This window comes from Enterobacter soli ATCC BAA-2102 (assembly GCF_001654845.1).
In the GTDB taxonomy this organism is placed as follows: domain Bacteria; phylum Pseudomonadota; class Gammaproteobacteria; order Enterobacterales; family Enterobacteriaceae; genus Enterobacter; species Enterobacter soli.
Genome location: NZ_LXES01000001.1, coordinates 23,175 through 39,597 on the forward strand (window position 1 = coordinate 23,175; position 16,423 = coordinate 39,597).

Sequence of the window (16,423 nt, forward strand, 5' to 3'; positions counted from 1 at the left end):
GTTTATACTGTATGAAAACACAGTTATGGTTTTTCATACAGGAAAACAATTATGCTGGCACAACTGACCATCAGCAACTTCGCCATTGTTCGTGAACTTGAAATCGACTTCCACAGTGGCATGACGGCTATCACCGGGGAAACCGGTGCAGGTAAATCCATTGCCATTGATGCTCTCGGCTTGTGCCTGGGCGGGCGTGCAGAAGGCGACATGGTGCGCACTGGCGCAAACCGCGCCGATCTCTGCGCCCGCTTTTCACTGAAAGATACCCCCGCCGCTCAGCGCTGGCTGGAACAGAACCAGCTTGAAGATGGACGTGAGTGTTTACTTCGCCGTGTGATCAGCAGTGATGGCCGCTCTCGTGGCTTCATCAATGGCACGGCCGTACCACTTTCCCAGCTTCGCGAGCTTGGCCAGTTACTGATTCAGATCCACGGCCAGCACGCTCACCAACAGCTTGTTAAGCCCGAGCAGCAAAAAGCCCTGCTCGACGGCTATGCGGGTGAGTATGCACTTACTCAACTGATGGCAGAACACTACCGCCAGTGGCACCAGAGCTGCCGTGAGCTTGCTCAGCACCAGCAACTGAGTCAGGAGCGTGCCGCACGTGCTGAGCTGCTTGATTATCAGCTAAAAGAGCTGAACGAATTTAACCCGCAGCCAGGGGAATTCGAGCAAATCGACGAAGAGTACAAGCGTCTGGCCAACAGCGGCCATTTGCTCTCAACCAGCCAAAATGCCCTGAACCTGCTGGCGGATGGCGAAGACGTTAACCTGCAAAGCCAGCTGTATAACGTACGCCAGTTAGTCACCGAGCTGGCTGGCATGGACAGCAAACTCTCTGGCGTGCTGGATATGCTGGAAGAGGCCGCCATCCAGATTTCTGAGGCGGGCGATGAACTGCGCCACTATTGTGAGCGCCTGGATCTCGACCCTAATCGCCTGTTTGAGCTAGAGCAACGCATCTCTCGCCAGATTTCTCTGGCGCGTAAACATCATGTATCACCGGAAGAGCTGCCAACCTTTTATCAGAGCCTGCTGGATGAACAGCAGCAGCTCGACGACCAGGCCGACTCGCAAGAAACCTTAACGCTGGCGGTGAATCTGCATCATCAGCAGGCGCTGGCGACGGCAAAACAGCTGCACGACATCCGTCAGCACTATGCGCAGGAACTAAGCCAGCACATCACCGAGAGTATGCACACGCTGGCAATGCCGCACGGTGTGTTCACGATTGATGTTCGCTTTGAAGAAAACACCCTGACGGCTGAAGGTGCGGACCGTATCGAATTCCGGGTGACCACAAACCCTGGTCAGCCCTTACAGGCCATTTCTAAGGTGGCGTCTGGCGGTGAGCTGTCCCGTATCGCCCTCTCCATCCAGGTGATTACCGCACGTAAAATGGAAACCCCGGCGCTCATTTTCGATGAAGTGGATGTGGGGATCAGCGGCCCAACGGCGGCCGTGGTAGGCAAACTGCTGCGCCAGTTGGGTGAATCCACTCAGGTAATGTGTGTCACCCACCTGCCGCAGGTGGCTGGCTGTGGTCATCACCACTTTATCGTCAGCAAAGAAACTGATGGCGAAATGACCGAAACGCACATGAAGCCTTTAGATAAGCGCTCGCGTTTACAGGAGCTGGCGCGCCTGCTGGGGGGAAGTGAAGTGACGCGCAACACCCTCGCGAACGCGAAAGAACTGCTGGCTGCCTAAACTTTTTCGGGATCTCAGAGTCATAGAGAACAACAAAAACGCCGCCAGACCAGTTTCAAAGTGGGGCAAGGTCTATTATCATCGGCATATTACATATGAGCCGCGTACTGCTCGGGCCCGAAAAGGAATCAAATCACTATGCGCTGTAAAACGCTGACCGCTGCCGCAGCGGTTCTTCTGATGTTGACCGCAGGCTGTTCCACTCTGGAGAAAGTGGTTTACCGTCCTGACATCAACCAGGGGAACTACCTTACCCCTAACGATGTGTCCAAAATCCGTGTAGGGATGACACAACAGCAGGTCGCTTATGCACTGGGAACCCCGATGATGTCCGATCCGTTCGGCACAAACACCTGGTTCTATGTATTCCGTCAGCAGCCTGGTCATGAAGATGTGACCCAGCAGACCCTGACGCTGACCTTCAACAGCAGCGGCGTGTTGACTAACATCGACAACAAACCTGCTCTGACCAAATAATCAGGTCAGAAATGCAAAAAGGTGCTCAATGAGCACCTTTTTTGTTTTCTTTTATCCCCTCGCCCCTCTGGGGAGAGGGGCGAGGGGAACAAAACTACTTACCCGATTTCTCCGCACGCTGGCGACGCAGCTCTTTCGGGTCGGCAATCAGCGGTCGATAAATCTCCACCCTGTCGCCCTCTTTCAGCACATCCCCCAGTTTTACCGGGCGGCTGTAGATACCGACTTTGTTTTTTGCCAGATCGATATCACTGCGAAGCTCAAGCAACCCCGAGGCACGAATGGCGTCCTCAACCGTTGCATTCTCTTCAAGCGTAACGCGTTGCAGATACTGTTTTTCCGGCAGCGCGTACACCACTTCTACAGCAATCTTATGCGACACTGTAGACCTCTTTGGCCCGCGAGGTGAACGCCTGAACCATGTTTGAGGCCAGCTCTTTGAAGATACGGCCAAACGCCAGCTCTATCAGCTTATTGGTAAATTCAAAATCGAGATGGAATTCAATGCGGCAGGCGTCAGCGCTCAATGGCGTAAACTTCCAGCCCCCCATCAGGGTTTTGAACGGGCCATCGACCAGATGCATCAAAATACTCTGATTATCGGTCAGCGTATTGCGGGTCGTGAACGTCTTACTGATCCCCGCTTTCGAGACATCCACGGCCGCAGTCATCTGCGTCGGGCCAGATTCCAGTACCCGGCTACCGGTACATCCCGGAATAAACTGCGGATAAGACTGAACATCGTTCACTAACTGATACATTTGTTCCACGCTGAAGGGGACAAGCGCAGTACGGCTAATCTGAGGCATAGCATTTTCCATGGTCACACAACGGACAAATAATAACATTTATCACCTGTTAAAAAAACGCTAAGCCTCATCTCGTGCTAATATAGCGCGTTAGACCTCACAGGACGCAATGAGGTGACTTTTTGAAATCAGATTACCGACGGCTTTACGACACCTATGACGAAGAAAAAAGCACATAAACCAGGTTCGGCGACCATTGCACTTAACAAGCGTGCTCGCCATGAGTATTTCATCGAAGAAGAATTCGAAGCAGGCCTTGCATTGCAGGGCTGGGAAGTAAAATCGCTGCGCGCCGGCAAAGCCAATATTGGTGATAGCTATGTGATCTTCAAAGACGGCGAAGCCTTTTTGTTTGGCGCAAACTTTACGCCGCTGACAGTCGCCTCTTCGCACTATGTATGCGATCCAACCCGCACCCGTAAGCTGCTGCTGAACAAGCGAGAGCTGGATTCCCTTTTCGGGCGCATTAATCGCGAAGGTTATACCGTGCTGGCTCTGTCTCTGTACTGGAAGAATGCCTGGTGCAAAGTGAAAATTGGCGTCGCGAAAGGTAAGAAGCAGCACGACAAACGTAACGATGCTAAAGATCGCGAATGGCAGGTCGATAAAGCACGTATCATGAAGCACGCAGGTCGTTAATTTCAGGATACTTATTGAGCGATTCAATAAGTTAGCGTTCCGGGCTGGTATCCAGGAAGTGAAATCTGGTATACTCAGTTCAACACTATTGGGGCTGATTCTGGATTCGACGGGATTTGCGAAACCCAAGGTGCATGCCGAGGGGCGGTTTGCCTCGTAAAAAGCCGCAAAAAAATAGTCGCAAACGACGAAAACTACGCTTTAGCAGCTTAATAACCTGCTAAGAGCCCTCTCTCCCTAGCTTCCGCTCTTAAGACGGGGATCAAGAGAGGTCAAACCCAAAAGAGATCGCGCGGATGCCCTGCCTGGGGTTGAAGTGCTAAAACTAATCAGGCTAGTTCGTTAGTGGCGTGTCTGTCCGCAGCTGGCGTGCGAATGTAAAGACAAACTAAGCATGTAGTACCGAGGATGTAGAAATTTCGGACGCGGGTTCAACTCCCGCCAGCTCCACCAAAATTCTCCATCGGCGATTACCAGAGTCGACCGATGAAGTCCTAAGAGCCCGCACGGCGCAAGCCCTGCGGGCTTTTTTGTGTCTGTTGTTGTCCGAGAATATCCGCCTAAATTCTATGATTATTGGTATACGGGCACACAGACCAACCTGACGCTCAAGGAAGACAGCAGCGGCGACTGGCTTCCGAAGTGCGACGAAACCGCAGTGACATAACCTACATCGACTGGCTGCAGCCGGTCTTTTTCTTATTGATAATTCTGCTGCGCCAAAGAGAACGGTTAAACCCCGAAAATTTTTGTAGGAAGAATTGGCATCATGAAATCTGCAAATCAATGATATTGGCCATACCATGGCTCATTCATTTCTGGAATATACGGCCAGTCAGTCCTGCTCTTTATCGCGGCTTGTGCCAGCAGGGCTTGCTCTTGAGAAAGAAAAATCCCTGCTAAATTGTTGCCTCCATCTACTGCATAAAACTGTATATCGGCACCTTTAAGCTGTTCATTAACAATAAGAAAAAGGAAAAATGTTGCCCGTCCCCAGCTTTGCACTTCCGTACCAGGATCCGCAGCGGAATAGACAATATACTCCTCTCCATTGCACTGAATTGTATAGGCTGGCAAATCAGCATCCAGAATCTCACGTACTTCAGCGGGTCGAGCGACATGCTCCCTGAGTGTAGGCAGTAGTAGTTGATAAGCGTCAGCGATACCCTGCTCCGCAAGGCGCTCAGCATCAAGCAGAATCAATTTGTCATAATCAAGGAAGCCTGAATCACTTACAGTGCTATTTGCTTCAGCTTTTGAGAAGAATTTAGTTATAAGCGAAAACATCGGATTCCTATTGAGAAAATAATTGGCATCAGAGATGAATCATATAACGATTGTAGCTGTCAGTGGAAAATTCCTTCGTCGACATAAAACGATTAACCTGACATTTAGCATGACATCAAGTAACGAAATTACTACGCGGCAGTCCTACAGGCTGATGTAATGATCAGAATAGTATCAGAACGAGACTTCCACTGAGGTGAATCAGTAGGTTATCTCCCTTCTGAATCGAGAGGGAGTTATGCGGGGGAATCGGCGCTTTTAGAAGACATCATCATTTTATGCCAAACAAGCATCCTGCTGAGAGCATTTTCTAAAAATTTCATCTAAAGCTCCACTGTACAGTAATAACAAACACCGAGGGTATTATCAAACCAACATCCATACCAAAGTATGATGTGAAATTATACTGGAACCCATGATAAATATAAGGAGAGAAACCCACCCCTGTCACTTTTTTGAAATCATGATAAGAACCATGGTCACCACAATCGCTAAAGGCATCAAAGAAAAACTCACCTACATACCCGTATATCCCCTTAAAAACCAGTCCATCGCCAAGATTCGCCCAATCTTTTCTGACACCAGCCGCTAAGCATCTGTCATTAAAGCTATTATTCATAGTACCAAGAATATAACTATAATCTGATTGTTCTGAAAATTTTCGTTCTACCGATATAAACTTGTTGTCAAAATGTTCTGTATATTGCCCATGATTATGCGTCAAATGGTAAACATAAGATCCTGTGTTTATCGAATAAAGATTTATGTCATCTGCCTGACAAGTGAATGCCGCGATACATACCGCCCCGCATAAAAAATGACGTATATCTGGTTTGATTTTGCTCTCATATTTAGCGTTCATGATTAGGCTCTTAACCAGTAAATGTTTTACATTTCAAAGAACTTTAAAGTCATTTGTGATAGCAGGTGGATGTAGCATTTCACATCCACCTGCGTGGTGATATCTGTTTTAGCGTTCTACCACTCTCCACCGCTTCGTTAATTGTTTTTCCAGTTCAACAATCAAAAACATAACGAATCCAATACTGAACGTTATAACCCAATACCGGAACGGCAGCGCTTCAGTGCCAAACAGCATCTGCATGAACGGTGCGTAAATGATGAGGATTTGGAGCGCTAACAGTACGCCGCTCACGATCCAAATCCCTTTATTCTCCAGCAGGCCTTTGCTCAGTGAGAAGCCGTCATTCACGCGGCAGTTAAGCATGTAGAACCACTGCGCGGTCACCAGGGTTTGCAGCAGCACGGTACGGATAAATTCAGCTGAGTAACCGCGCGGCTGTAGCCAGGCTTCCAGCACGAAGGCGCTGATGGCAATCAGCAGACCGACAAACACCACGCGCCAGATGGCATAGCCGTCCATGACGTGGAGATTCGCCTTGCGCGGTGGGCGGTTCATGATGTCCTTCTCGCCTGCTTCAAACGCCAGGCCAAACGACAGCGTTGCCGATGTCGCCATGTTCATCCACAGGATCAGGACCGGCGTCAGCGGGATCAGGTTCCCCGCCAGCAGCGCAATGATGATCAGCAGAGCCTGCGCGATGTTACTGGGGATAACGAACAGAATGGTCTTTTTCAGGTTATCGTAAACCCGCCGTCCCTCATGTACCGCACGGGCAATGGTGGCAAAGTTGTCATCCGTTAACACCATGTCGGCGGCTTCCTTGGTGACTTCCGTCCCCTTAATCCCCATGGCGATACCCACGTCCGCCCGCTTGAGCGCCGGGGCATCATTGACGCCATCCCCGGTCATGCCCACCACTTCCTGTTTACTTTGCAGGGCCTGCACAAGGCGGAATTTATCCTCCGGGCTGGTTCTCGCAAAAATATCGTACTGCTGCGCGGCGTCGCTCAGCTGACGATCGTCCATAACCTCCAGCTCACGTCCGGTGATGGCGCTTGCGGCGTTACCAATACCCAACATTTGCCCAATGCTCATTGCCGTTTGCGGGTGGTCGCCGGTGATCATCTTCACGCGGATCCCTGCCTGCAGGCAGTCGGCAATGGCGGTAATGGCCTCCGGACGCGGCGGATCCATCATTCCGGCAATCCCAAGCAGGATCACCCCATCCTGTAGATCTGGATGATCCAGCTCTCGTTGACCGTCGCGGGCGGGTTTCCAGGCCGCAGCCACCATACGCAGCCCCTCACGGGCATACTCTTCAATCTTCCCTTCCCAGTAAAGCTGATCGAACGGCTGCAGTCCGTCATTCGTCTGCTGGAACTGACAGAGGCGGAACAGGACATCCGGCGCGCCGGTAATCAGAATCACCTCTTCGTCGCCAAGACGGTACAACGTGGACATGTATTTATACTGCGAATCAAACGGGATTTTACTGCGCATTTCGGTATCGAGCGGTGGAATCGGGATTTTCGCCGCCAGCACCTTCAGCGCGCCCTCGGTCGGCCCCCCGGTGATTTTCCACAGTCCCTGCTCGTCTTTGATCAACTGGCTGTCGTTACACAGGTCAATGGTGCGCAGATAGCGTTCCAGCAACGACCCCTGCGTGACGCTGACGGGCGTCGGGTCATCAACGGGATGAATATTCCCCACCGGTTCGTAACTGTCGCCCTCCACGCGATAGGTCGTGTCAGCGGTAATCACCGCTTTGACCGTCATTTCATTCATGGTCAGGGTGCCGGTTTTATCTGAGCAGATCACCGTCATCGCACCCAGCGTTTCCACCGTAGGCAGCTTACGGATGATGGCCTTGCGACGTGCCATGGCCTGTACGCCAAGCGAAAGGATGATGGAAATGATGGCCGGCAGCCCTTCCGGCACCGCGGCAACGGCGAGGCTGATGAGCGACAGCACCAGCTCGGAAACCGGCATGTCGCGGAACAGAAGACTAAAGACAAACAGCGCCACCATCATCACCAGGATAGTGATGAAGATGGTCTTACCGAGCTTATCCATCTGCACCATCAGCGGCGTACGGTGTTTTTCAATGTCGGACATCATCTGGTTGATATGGCCAAGCTCGGTTTCGCCCCCGGTCGCCACCACCACACCTTTCCCGCCGCCGGAGCTGACGGTGGTGCCGGAATAGAGCAAGTTATACCGGTCGCCCAGAGGCAGTTCCCCGCTTAACGCATCGCTGTTTTTCTCAACCACGGTGGATTCGCCAGTCAGAATGGCCTCCTCCACGCGCAGGTTATGCGCTTCAATCACACGCAAATCCGCAGGAATACGATCCCCGGCACGGATCACGACGATGTCCCCCGGGACCAACGTCGTGGTAGGGATCGTTTCATGATTACCTTGTCGAACCACCACGGCTTCGCTGGAGAGCATATTGCGAATACTTTGCAGCGATTTTTCTGCATTGCTCTCCTGGATATGGCCAATCAGCGCGTTAACGATGGCCACCCCGAGGATGACAAACATATCTACCCACTGGCCCATAAAGAGCTTGAGTAGCGCAGCCACCAGCAGAACATAAATCAGCACATCGTTAAAATGGGCCAGGAAGCGCAGCCAGGCGGGCTTGCCCTTTTTCTGCGGTAACGCATTCTCACCATACTGCTGGAGGCGGGCCGATGCCTCAGTGCTGCTCAGCCCCTCCACGGTGGAGCGGATATTCGCCAGGGTGTCGTCAACAGTTTGTTGATAATAAGGACGTTCAGGTTTTCCTGTTTTCATCGTTCCTTCCTCAGGTTCTTTTCAGAAATCACCTTGCTTTCATGTAATTAACGAATAACGAAAACAGGAACATGTGCGTAACGCACAATACTTGCCGCCTCTGACCCTAACAGATGGGTTTGAATATTGGGATTTCGGGAGCCGATAATAATTGCCCCGGCAGCAAGTTCATCCGCAAGCTTAATAACCTCATCGCGAACATTCCCGCTACGGACATGGAGATGAACACGTTCTGCTGGCAGATTCAGTTTTTTGACCAGGTCAGCCAGTTTTTCTTTCGAATTATTAATCATATATTCATCCATCTTGCGTGCATCTGAAATAAAACCACGCGTCAGTTCGGCTGAAAACCTGGGCATGACATGCAGCAAATGAATGTCACCCGATGCGCTTTGCGCCAGAAACTGTGCATGGTGCAACGCTTTATCCGCCAGGCCCGTCTCGTAAACATCCACAGGAACCAGAATATTTTTATACATATCGAGCACCCTTTTTATAACCAACACGGTAGTGAGAGAAGCAATAAAACGCATTAAATGCAGGGGGTTACCCTTAATGCCAGTTACGGGAAAAAGAGATGAATGATATTAAACGTAGCACAGGAATATCAGGTTTAACGCTTACCCACTGATATTGGTTATTTAACATTTATCTTTTCTCCAACTATGCTCAAAGAAAGACGCTCCTTACGGCGCATGGAGGAATGAATGTACGGTTTAAGCCTTTTCCGTCTTGGTTTGTTTATCGCGCTTGCCATTATTGCCAGCACGGCAATTGGCCTATTTACCTATATGGTTGTCACTGTTCTGGCTGAATAGTGTCACCCCCTGCCCTTGCTACGGAATAAATAAAACAGTTATTTATTAGGGGAATACAGTGAACCGCTACCTCTCTCTTTTACCCTTCATTATGTTAACGCTCACGGGGTGCGACCCGAAACACGAGCAAGCTTCCCCCCTGCCGCGAATGGTAAAAGTGGCAGAGGTGACTGTCCCCGGTCACGCCCAGCAGCGTGTTTTCCCCGCCCGCATAGAATCGGGTGATGCAACAGATCTTTCCTTCAAGCGCGCAGGTCAAATTGAAGCGCTCGATGTTCGTCAGGGTGCCGCCATCAAACAGGGGCAACAGCTTGCCAGACTGAACGCCCGTGAAGCCCAGCAGCGTGTTAACGACAGACAAACGGCAGCGACGCTGGCCCAGCGGCAATTCGATCGCTTCCAGACGCTGGCTGGTCGCCAGGCGATTTCGAAAGCCGAAATGGACGTGCAGCGTGCGAACCGCGATTCGGCAAATGCGGCGTTGCAGATTGCCCGAGAAGAGCTGAATCAGATGACGCTCGTCGCCCCCTTCAGCGGAACGGCGGCCAGCGTACATGTGCGAAACCATCAGGTGGTGTCTGCCGGTCAACCCATTGCGACCCTGACCCGCACCGACCTGCTGGACGTGGTGTTTAGTATTCCTGAAAACCTGTTCAAAACCTTTGATATCCGTAACGCGCAGTATCGCCCCTTGGTGCGAATTAACGCCTTCCCGGATCGGGAGTTTACCGCTGTCTACAAAGAGCACTCGGGCAGCAGCGACAGCAACACCCTGACCTGGCAGGTGATACTCACCATGCCGCGCCCGGATGATTTTCCCGCCGTGGGGGGCGTAAGCGGTACGGTGACGATCAATTTAACCAACCTCCCGGCTGGCGCGGGCGCTCAGGCTCTGGTCGTACCGGTTGAGGCGGTCTTTAACCCGGACAACAGCCCACGCAATGAGCCGCACGTCTGGGTCGTGGCCGGGGAAGGTGACGCGCTCCATCTTGAAGACCGCAAGGTCAGCGTGGGGCAAGTGACCGCAGAGGGTGTTGTGATCACCAGCGGGCTTAAGGCCGGTGAGCGCGTAGTGGCTGCAGGTGTGGGTGAGCTTCATGCTAAGCAGCCAGTGCGTATCTGGACGCGTGAACGGGGACTGTAATGGATATCTCTCGTCAGTTTATCAATAACCCCATTCGCGTCTGGCTGACGATCCTGCTGCTGGGTGTGGGGGGCATTTTCGCCCTGCTCAATATCGGCAGACTGGAAGATCCCGCCTTTACCATCAAAACTGCCGTGGTCATCACCCACTATCCCGGCGCCTCTGCTCAGCAGGTTGAAGAGGAGGTTACGCTGCCGCTGGAGAATGCGCTTCAGCAATTGCCTTATCTGGACAATGTCAGCTCCATCTCTTCAAACGGCCTGTCGCAAATCACCGTGAACATTGCCTCACGCTATCATTCGAACGAACTGCCGCAGATCTGGGACGAACTGCGCCGTCGCGTGGGCGATGCGTCGCGCCAGTTCCCGCCCGGCGTCGTTACCCCCTTCGTGAATGATGATTTTGGCGACGTGTTCGGCTTTTTCTTCGCGATTTCCGGGGATGAATTCAGTAATCCAGAACTGGTGAGATATGCCGAACAGCTGCGTCGCGAACTGATTCTTGTCCCCGGCGTCGGTAAGGTTGCCATCGGCGGAGCCATCAGCCAGCAGGTCAACATCGATATCTCTCTGACTAAAATGGCCGCGCGCGGCATTACGCTGAACCAGCTTTCCGCCCTGCTCAGCAGGCTTAACGTCGTTTCCAGCGCCGGAGAAATCAGCTCCGGAACAGAATCCATTCGCCTGCATCCGACCGGTGAGTTCGAAAATCTTGACGAGCTGGCAGATCTCATCATCACCCCGTCCGGCACCGGGGCAGCAACACGGCTGCGGGATATCGCCACACTGTCGCGCGGGCTGAACGAATCGCCCGCCAGTATCTATCATGCCAACGGCAGAAAAGCCGTCACTATGGGCGTCTCGTTTATTCCCGGCGTGAACGTGATCGACGTTGGCCACGCGCTGGAGGCGAAGCTAAACCAGATGTCGGCGGAAAAACCGGCAGGGATACACATCGACCTGTTCTACGATCAGGCCGCCGAAGTGGGCCACTCTGTTAACGGTTTTATCATTAACTTCCTGATGGCGCTGGCGATTGTCATCGGCGTGCTGCTGATCTTTATGGGCGTGCGCAGCGGGATCATCATCGCCTTTTCTCTCGCGCTTAACGTGCTCGGTACGCTGCTGATCATGTATCTGTGGGGCATTGAACTGCAGCGCATCTCGCTCGGTGCCCTGATTATCGCCCTCAGTATGCTGGTGGATAACGCCATCGTGATTGTTGAAGGGGTGCTGATTGCGCGTCAGCAGGGTTCCCCGCTGTTGACCGCCGTTAACTACATCATCCGTCGCTCAGCCCTGCCGCTGCTGGGGGCGACGGTGATCGCCATCCTGGCGTTTGCGCCTATCGGGCTGTCGCAGGATTCGACCGGGGAATACTGTAAATCCCTGTTCCAGGTGCTGCTGATTTCCCTGATGCTGAGCTGGTTTTCGGCACTCACTATCACACCGGTGCTGATCAAGTGGTGGTTGTTTAAAAACGACAGCGCACCGGAAAAAAGTGATGAGTCAGACCCTTACGACAAACGCCTCTACCGTCTTTACCAGCGCCTGCTGAATACGCTGCTGCACTGGAAAGCACCGACGCTTATCGTGATGGCGGCGTTGCTGGCCGCGTCAGTCTGGGGTTTCGGCGCCGTACGGCAAAACTTTTTCCCGTCATCAAATACGCCGATTTTCTTTGTCGATCTCTGGTTACCCTACGGCACCGATATCAAATGGACCGAGAAAATGACCAGTGATATCGAGAAAACCATTAACGGCCAGCCAGGCGTAGAAACCACCGTTTCAACCATTGGCCAGGGCAGTATGCGGTTTATTCTGACCTACAGCGGACAGCGGCAGTACAGCAACTACGCGCAAATCATGGTGCGCATGGATGACCAGCGCAACATCTCCGCTTTGACGCGCCACGTCGATGATTACATCGCCCGAAACTACCCGCAGGTCAATGCCAGTACCAAACGTGTGATGTTTGGCCCCTCCGGCGACAGCGCCATTGAGGTGCGCATCAAGGGCCCCGACCCTGACAGACTCCGTCTGATCGCCAGCCAGGTGGACGATATTCTGGCGCGCGACCCGGCTACAGCAAGCGTAAGAAATGACTGGCAAAACCGCAGCAAGGTGATCCGTCCGCAGTATGTCGCCGCGCTGGGACGCGAGCTTGGCGTAGATAAGCAGGACGTCGACAACGCGCTGGAGATGAATTTCTCCGGCAGTCGTGCGGGACTGTATCGGGAAGGCAGCGACCTGCTCCCGGTCGTGGTACGCCCGCCGGAAAGCGAACGACTGGACGCCAATCACCTGAACAACGTGCTGGTCTGGAGCCAGGCCCGACAGCAGTATATCCCGCTAAGTAACGTCGTCAGCCGCTTTTCGCTGGAGTGGGAAGATCCACTTATTCTGCGCCGCGACCGCTCGCGGGTGCTGACGGTTCAGACCGACCCCGATCCGCTTAGCCAGCAAACGTCAGGCGACATTCTCGCCCGGGTGAAACCACAGATTGACGCCCTCGCCCTGCCCCACGGCTACAGCATTGAGTGGGGAGGCGATGCAGAAAACTCCAGCGAAGCACAGCAGGGGCTCTTCACCACGCTGCCGATCGGGTTCCTGGTGATGTTTGTCATCACCGTTTTGATGTTCAGCTCGGTGAAAAACGCCGTCGCCATCTGGCTAACCGTGCCTCTGGCGCTGATTGGCGTCACGCCGGGATTCCTGGTAACCGGTATTCCGTTCGGCTTTATGGCGTTGATTGGTCTGCTAAGCCTGAGCGGGATGCTGATCCGCAACGGCATTGTACTGGTGGAAGAGATCGAGCAGCAGAAAGCGCATAAAGACCAGCATGAGGCGATCGTGTATGCCGCCACCTCGCGCCTGCGTCCTATCTTGCTCACCGCATTTACCACCGTTCTGGGGCTGGCGCCGCTGCTGCTGGATGTTTTCTTCCAGAGCATGGCCGTTGTGATTATGTTCGGACTTGGGTTTGCTACAATCCTGACGCTGCTGGTACTTCCCGTGATTTATGCGTGCTTCCATCGTAAGGACAAAGCGGAACAACAATGAATGCGACAGGCCTGAACATTATCAAGACGCTGGGCTGTATGACGGCGGTCACCTTCTTCACCATCTACAATACCTGGGATCACTATGATTATGACTATCACTGGATCCTGGGTTTTTTAACCTTTATCTCGACCATCGCCACGCCGCTGTTTTTTGTCGTCGCAGGCTACCTCGACGGCCAGTCCCGGCACGGCACCCGCTGGCAGTTGGACAAGATTAAAAGCCTGGTGATTGTCTTTCTGTTCTGGGTAACGATCTACTACCTGTGGGAACCGTATCAGCGCGGGTATTTAATCCAGCCGTGGTTCGTGTTTGCGTTTGTCGTGATTTACACCTTCCATCCGGCGGTGGAGTGGCTCAGCCAGCGGCGCACGCTGTTCTGCGGCGTGATTGCCTGCCTGCTTCTCTTCTCCTACGGGTATGATTTGCTTTCAGCGCTCTATCCGAACGTCCACGTCTTTTCCCTTTCGCCACAGTACCGCCTGTGGACGTGGTTACTGTTTTACCTGACGGGGCAGCTTTTCTGCGATCCCAACATCGCCGAGTGGATAAGCCGCAGGAATGTGGTCAGGGCCGCGGTTATCGCCATCCCGTTTATTTATCTCTTCACCTGGTTTTACGAGCGCCACTTCTTTTTTGCCTTGTTCAAGGCTGACAGAAATGCCTTTATTCTCACTGGCTCGCAAATCTACATTCTGATCATTGCGCTGGTGATCGCGGCGAACGGCGTGCGCTTTCGCCGCAATGCAGAATTCAAAGAATCCATTCTGGCCGCCATCAGCAAAACGATGACCGGCGTGTACATTGTGCACTACTCGGTATTTCACCTGCTGACGGCGCTATTCCCGGTGACCTCTCTCGGTATGAAGCTGACCCTGATCGTGCTCACTTTCATCACCTCGGTGCTGTTCTCCATGCTGGTGCTTTCTAACGCCGTAGCAAAAAAGGTGATCACCCTTTAAAAGCCTAAGCGCAACCAGGCAAAGAGCACGTTACCGTTGTTATAGGTTCCGGGAATATAGGTGAACTGGACGGTAACGCGCTTATACCCGGCAGAGAACAGCGGGAAGATAAACGGCAGGGGCACATAGTTTGCAAAATCATCGCGCGCCGTGATCCCCGCAGCGGCACCGAGCCCAAGCCGGAAGTCTTTGGCATTATCCAGATACCAGCCCTTCTCCCAGCCATAGCCCATCGCGGGCTGCCATTCGTTGTGCGAATCTTTGAACATCATCGCGAAAAGCGCGCTCCAGTTGCCCTCTTCGTTATAGCGGGAGACGCCCAGCCCGCCGCCCCACGGCATTTCGTTGTATTTGTCCGTTTTTTCTTTGTCGTACATAAAGCGGGCGTGCCAGCTCAAAAATGGCAGGTAGAGATCGTAACGTTGAGGCTGCTCCCAGGTTTGCGAAATATCATCCGTCAGCGCATTCCACCAGCCGCTGATGCGCTGTTCACCATAGACGCCAGGCTCCGCATGAAGCGGCGCGACGAAAAAAAACAGGACCATCCAGAATGCCAAAAAGGTGCGTTGCATCATTATTCCCTCAGCTTAATTCACGCAGCGGTCACTATTACTGTAAACCATTCCACGCACCAGCCCCCACGTCTTTAAATTTCTGCCAACCCTCCGCCATTTATGGCAAACAGCCAAAGGCGGCACGACGACCATCTCTATATAGTTGTCCTTAACACAACACTAACACCCGCCCGGGTGCAGTAGAGGTAGTCATGCGTAACGTTGAATTGAACGCGGCCGTTCGTGCTGAAATAGAAAAAGTGATCGAAGTCTCCGCCTACCTGTGGCAACGCGAATGGGCAGAGCGTAATGGTGGCAACATCTCGGTAGATTTGACGGATATCTTCGGTGAAGTCCCCTTCAATCTTGACCAGTTCCCGCACTGCCCGCTGTCGATGGTGGGGGGTAGCAGCGCCTTCCCGGCCGACAGCGCTGGCCATATTTTCTTTGTGAAAGGTACAGGGGAACGCATTCGCGAACTGCGCGACCCGACACTCGCAGGTTGTGTGCTGCGTATTGACGACAAAGCACAAGGTTATCACCTGCTGTGGGGCGGTCGCGGTCAGTCTGATTACAAACCCACCAGCGAATTTATCTCCCATGTCGAAATCATCATGGATAAACAGCGCGCTGGCCGTCCTGACCGCTGTGTGGTGCACACGCATCCACTTGAGCTTATCGCCCTTTCCCACCATCCAAAATATGCCCATGACAGCAAAGCCTACACCCAGGCCTGCTGGCAGATGCTCCCGGAAGTGCGCGCCTTCGTTCCGCGCGGTATTGGCATCGTTCCTTACTGTATGCCAGGCAGTCAGGTAATGGCGGATGGCACAACCACACAGCTGCGCCATCATGATGTGGCCATCTGGGAAAAACACGGCGCCGTCGCCACCGGTATTGATGCGTTGCAGGCCTTTGATTTTGTCGATGTCGCCAACAAAGGTGCCAAGCTGCATTTGATGTGTCTTGCAAGCGGCTTCGAGCCTGAAGGCGTAAGCATGAACGATATGCGCGAGCTGGAAGAGACGTTCGGGCTTTAATCCTCCAGCAAGCAGCAATGCTGTTCCCCGCAGGCAGTGTCAGAAATACACTGCCTGCGTCGTATTGCCCCCCTGTCCGCATTGCAGCACACATTACCCGATAAAATAATCACCCAGGTAAATAACAACATGCCTGAACTAACAAATAAGAATAACCTGAAAAACTAAATTGATTTATATCAAGGCTCTTTAAAGCAGCAAGTGGAAAATCATTGGTACTAGGAAAATTCTTATCTGATAAATAATGGAACTGG

14 protein-coding genes and 1 other RNA gene are annotated in these 16,423 nt (G+C 52.8%); 8 read left to right on the forward strand and 7 right to left on the reverse strand.

Annotated elements, in window-relative coordinates:
- Window positions 1-51: 51 nt before the first annotated feature.
- Together recN and bamE are read left to right on the forward strand one after the other, a co-directional pair.
- Window positions 52-1,713 (forward strand): DNA repair protein RecN, encoded by a 1,662-nt coding sequence (gene recN, locus M987_RS00130; protein ID WP_014071414.1) that lies wholly within the window; start codon window positions 52-54, stop codon window positions 1,711-1,713.
- Between the two features lie 138 nt (window positions 1,714-1,851).
- Complete coding sequence (bamE, locus tag M987_RS00135; protein ID WP_014071415.1) at window positions 1,852-2,190, forward strand: outer membrane protein assembly factor BamE; 339 nt, start codon at window positions 1,852-1,854, stop codon at window positions 2,188-2,190.
- Window positions 2,191-2,284: 94 nt separating this feature from the next.
- On the opposite strand, the gene M987_RS00140 is transcribed toward bamE, so the two are convergent.
- Window positions 2,285-2,572, reverse strand: a complete 288-nt coding sequence (locus tag M987_RS00140) for an RnfH family protein (protein WP_014071416.1) — start codon at window positions 2,570-2,572, stop codon at window positions 2,285-2,287.
- Window positions 2,562-2,999, reverse strand: a complete 438-nt coding sequence (locus tag M987_RS00145) for a type II toxin-antitoxin system RatA family toxin (RefSeq protein WP_041162109.1) — start codon at window positions 2,997-2,999, stop codon at window positions 2,562-2,564. Before M987_RS00145 ends, M987_RS00140 begins: the two co-directional genes overlap by 11 nt.
- 156 nt (window positions 3,000-3,155) lie before the next feature.
- Between M987_RS00145 and smpB the strand changes: the two genes are divergently transcribed.
- Together smpB and ssrA are read left to right on the forward strand one after the other, a co-directional pair.
- Window positions 3,156-3,638, forward strand: coding sequence for an SsrA-binding protein SmpB (smpB, locus tag M987_RS00150; protein ID WP_014071418.1), 483 nt, complete (start codon window positions 3,156-3,158; stop codon window positions 3,636-3,638).
- Between the two features lie 90 nt (window positions 3,639-3,728).
- Window positions 3,729-4,091: a transfer-messenger RNA gene (gene ssrA, locus M987_RS00155) on the forward strand.
- 330 nt (window positions 4,092-4,421) lie between these two features.
- On the opposite strand, the gene M987_RS00160 is transcribed toward ssrA, so the two are convergent.
- The 4 genes from M987_RS00160 to M987_RS00175 form a co-directional block, all read right to left on the reverse strand.
- Window positions 4,422-4,925: a hypothetical protein gene (locus M987_RS00160; RefSeq protein ID WP_014071419.1), complete on the reverse strand. Its 504-nt coding sequence runs from the start codon at window positions 4,923-4,925 to the stop codon at window positions 4,422-4,424.
- 319 nt (window positions 4,926-5,244) lie between these two features.
- Window positions 5,245-5,787 (reverse strand): hypothetical protein, encoded by a 543-nt coding sequence (locus tag M987_RS00165; protein WP_014071420.1) that lies wholly within the window; start codon window positions 5,785-5,787, stop codon window positions 5,245-5,247.
- Between the two features lie 108 nt (window positions 5,788-5,895).
- Complete coding sequence (locus M987_RS00170; RefSeq protein ID WP_014071421.1) at window positions 5,896-8,589, reverse strand: cation-transporting P-type ATPase; 2,694 nt, start codon at window positions 8,587-8,589, stop codon at window positions 5,896-5,898.
- A 47-nt stretch (window positions 8,590-8,636) separates the two neighbouring features.
- Window positions 8,637-9,068 (reverse strand): universal stress protein, encoded by a 432-nt coding sequence (locus M987_RS00175; RefSeq protein WP_014071422.1) that lies wholly within the window; start codon window positions 9,066-9,068, stop codon window positions 8,637-8,639.
- A 397-nt stretch (window positions 9,069-9,465) separates the two neighbouring features.
- Between M987_RS00175 and M987_RS00180 the strand changes: the two genes are divergently transcribed.
- Genes M987_RS00180 through M987_RS00190 form a run of 3 tightly spaced genes read left to right on the forward strand, consistent with a single transcriptional unit; the run spans window position 9,466 to window position 14,575 of the window.
- Window positions 9,466-10,551 carry an efflux RND transporter periplasmic adaptor subunit gene (locus M987_RS00180; protein WP_014071424.1) on the forward strand — a complete coding sequence of 362 codons (1,086 nt, stop codon included), beginning with the start codon at window positions 9,466-9,468 and terminating at the stop codon, window positions 10,549-10,551.
- Window positions 10,551-13,613, forward strand: a complete 3,063-nt coding sequence (locus tag M987_RS00185) for an efflux RND transporter permease subunit (protein WP_014071425.1) — start codon at window positions 10,551-10,553, stop codon at window positions 13,611-13,613. The genes M987_RS00180 and M987_RS00185 overlap by 1 nt, the downstream gene beginning before the upstream one ends.
- Window positions 13,610-14,575 carry an acyltransferase gene (locus tag M987_RS00190; RefSeq protein ID WP_014071426.1) on the forward strand — a complete coding sequence of 322 codons (966 nt, stop codon included), beginning with the start codon at window positions 13,610-13,612 and terminating at the stop codon, window positions 14,573-14,575. Before M987_RS00185 ends, M987_RS00190 begins: the two co-directional genes overlap by 4 nt.
- Here the strand turns inward: M987_RS00190 and pagP are convergent.
- A complete protein-coding gene (pagP, locus tag M987_RS00195; protein WP_041162112.1) occupies window positions 14,572-15,147 on the reverse strand; it encodes a lipid IV(A) palmitoyltransferase PagP in 576 nt (191 codons plus the stop codon). The genes M987_RS00190 and pagP overlap by 4 nt on opposite strands.
- Before the next feature lie 194 nt (window positions 15,148-15,341).
- On the opposite strand from pagP, the gene rhaD reads away from it, so the two are divergent.
- On the forward strand, window positions 15,342-16,169 hold the full coding sequence (gene rhaD / locus M987_RS00200) for a rhamnulose-1-phosphate aldolase (protein ID WP_014071428.1): 828 nt from the start codon (window positions 15,342-15,344) through the stop codon (window positions 16,167-16,169).
- Window positions 16,170-16,423 lie beyond the last annotated feature (254 nt).

Bases quoted from the DNA above. Each gene is read 5' to 3' on its own strand.
- M987_RS00185 (WP_014071425.1), top strand. From the start codon at position 10,551: ATGGATATCTCTCGTCAGTTTATCAATAACCCCATTCGCGTCTGGCTG.
- M987_RS00190 (WP_014071426.1), top strand. From the start codon at position 13,610: ATGAATGCGACAGGCCTGAACATTATCAAGACGCTGGGCTGTATGACG.
- smpB (WP_014071418.1), top strand. From the start codon at position 3,156: ATGACGAAGAAAAAAGCACATAAACCAGGTTCGGCGACCATTGCACTT.
- bamE (WP_014071415.1), top strand. From the start codon at position 1,852: ATGCGCTGTAAAACGCTGACCGCTGCCGCAGCGGTTCTTCTGATGTTG.
- M987_RS00165 (WP_014071420.1), bottom strand. From the start codon at position 5,787: ATGAACGCTAAATATGAGAGCAAAATCAAACCAGATATACGTCATTTT.
- rhaD (WP_014071428.1), top strand. From the start codon at position 15,342: ATGCGTAACGTTGAATTGAACGCGGCCGTTCGTGCTGAAATAGAAAAA.
- M987_RS00175 (WP_014071422.1), bottom strand. From the start codon at position 9,068: ATGTATAAAAATATTCTGGTTCCTGTGGATGTTTACGAGACGGGCCTG.
- M987_RS00145 (WP_041162109.1), bottom strand. From the start codon at position 2,999: ATGCCTCAGATTAGCCGTACTGCGCTTGTCCCCTTCAGCGTGGAACAA.
- pagP (WP_041162112.1), bottom strand. From the start codon at position 15,147: ATGCAACGCACCTTTTTGGCATTCTGGATGGTCCTGTTTTTTTTCGTC.
- recN (WP_014071414.1), top strand. From the start codon at position 52: ATGCTGGCACAACTGACCATCAGCAACTTCGCCATTGTTCGTGAACTT.
- M987_RS00170 (WP_014071421.1), bottom strand. From the start codon at position 8,589: ATGAAAACAGGAAAACCTGAACGTCCTTATTATCAACAAACTGTTGAC.
- M987_RS00160 (WP_014071419.1), bottom strand. From the start codon at position 4,925: ATGTTTTCGCTTATAACTAAATTCTTCTCAAAAGCTGAAGCAAATAGC.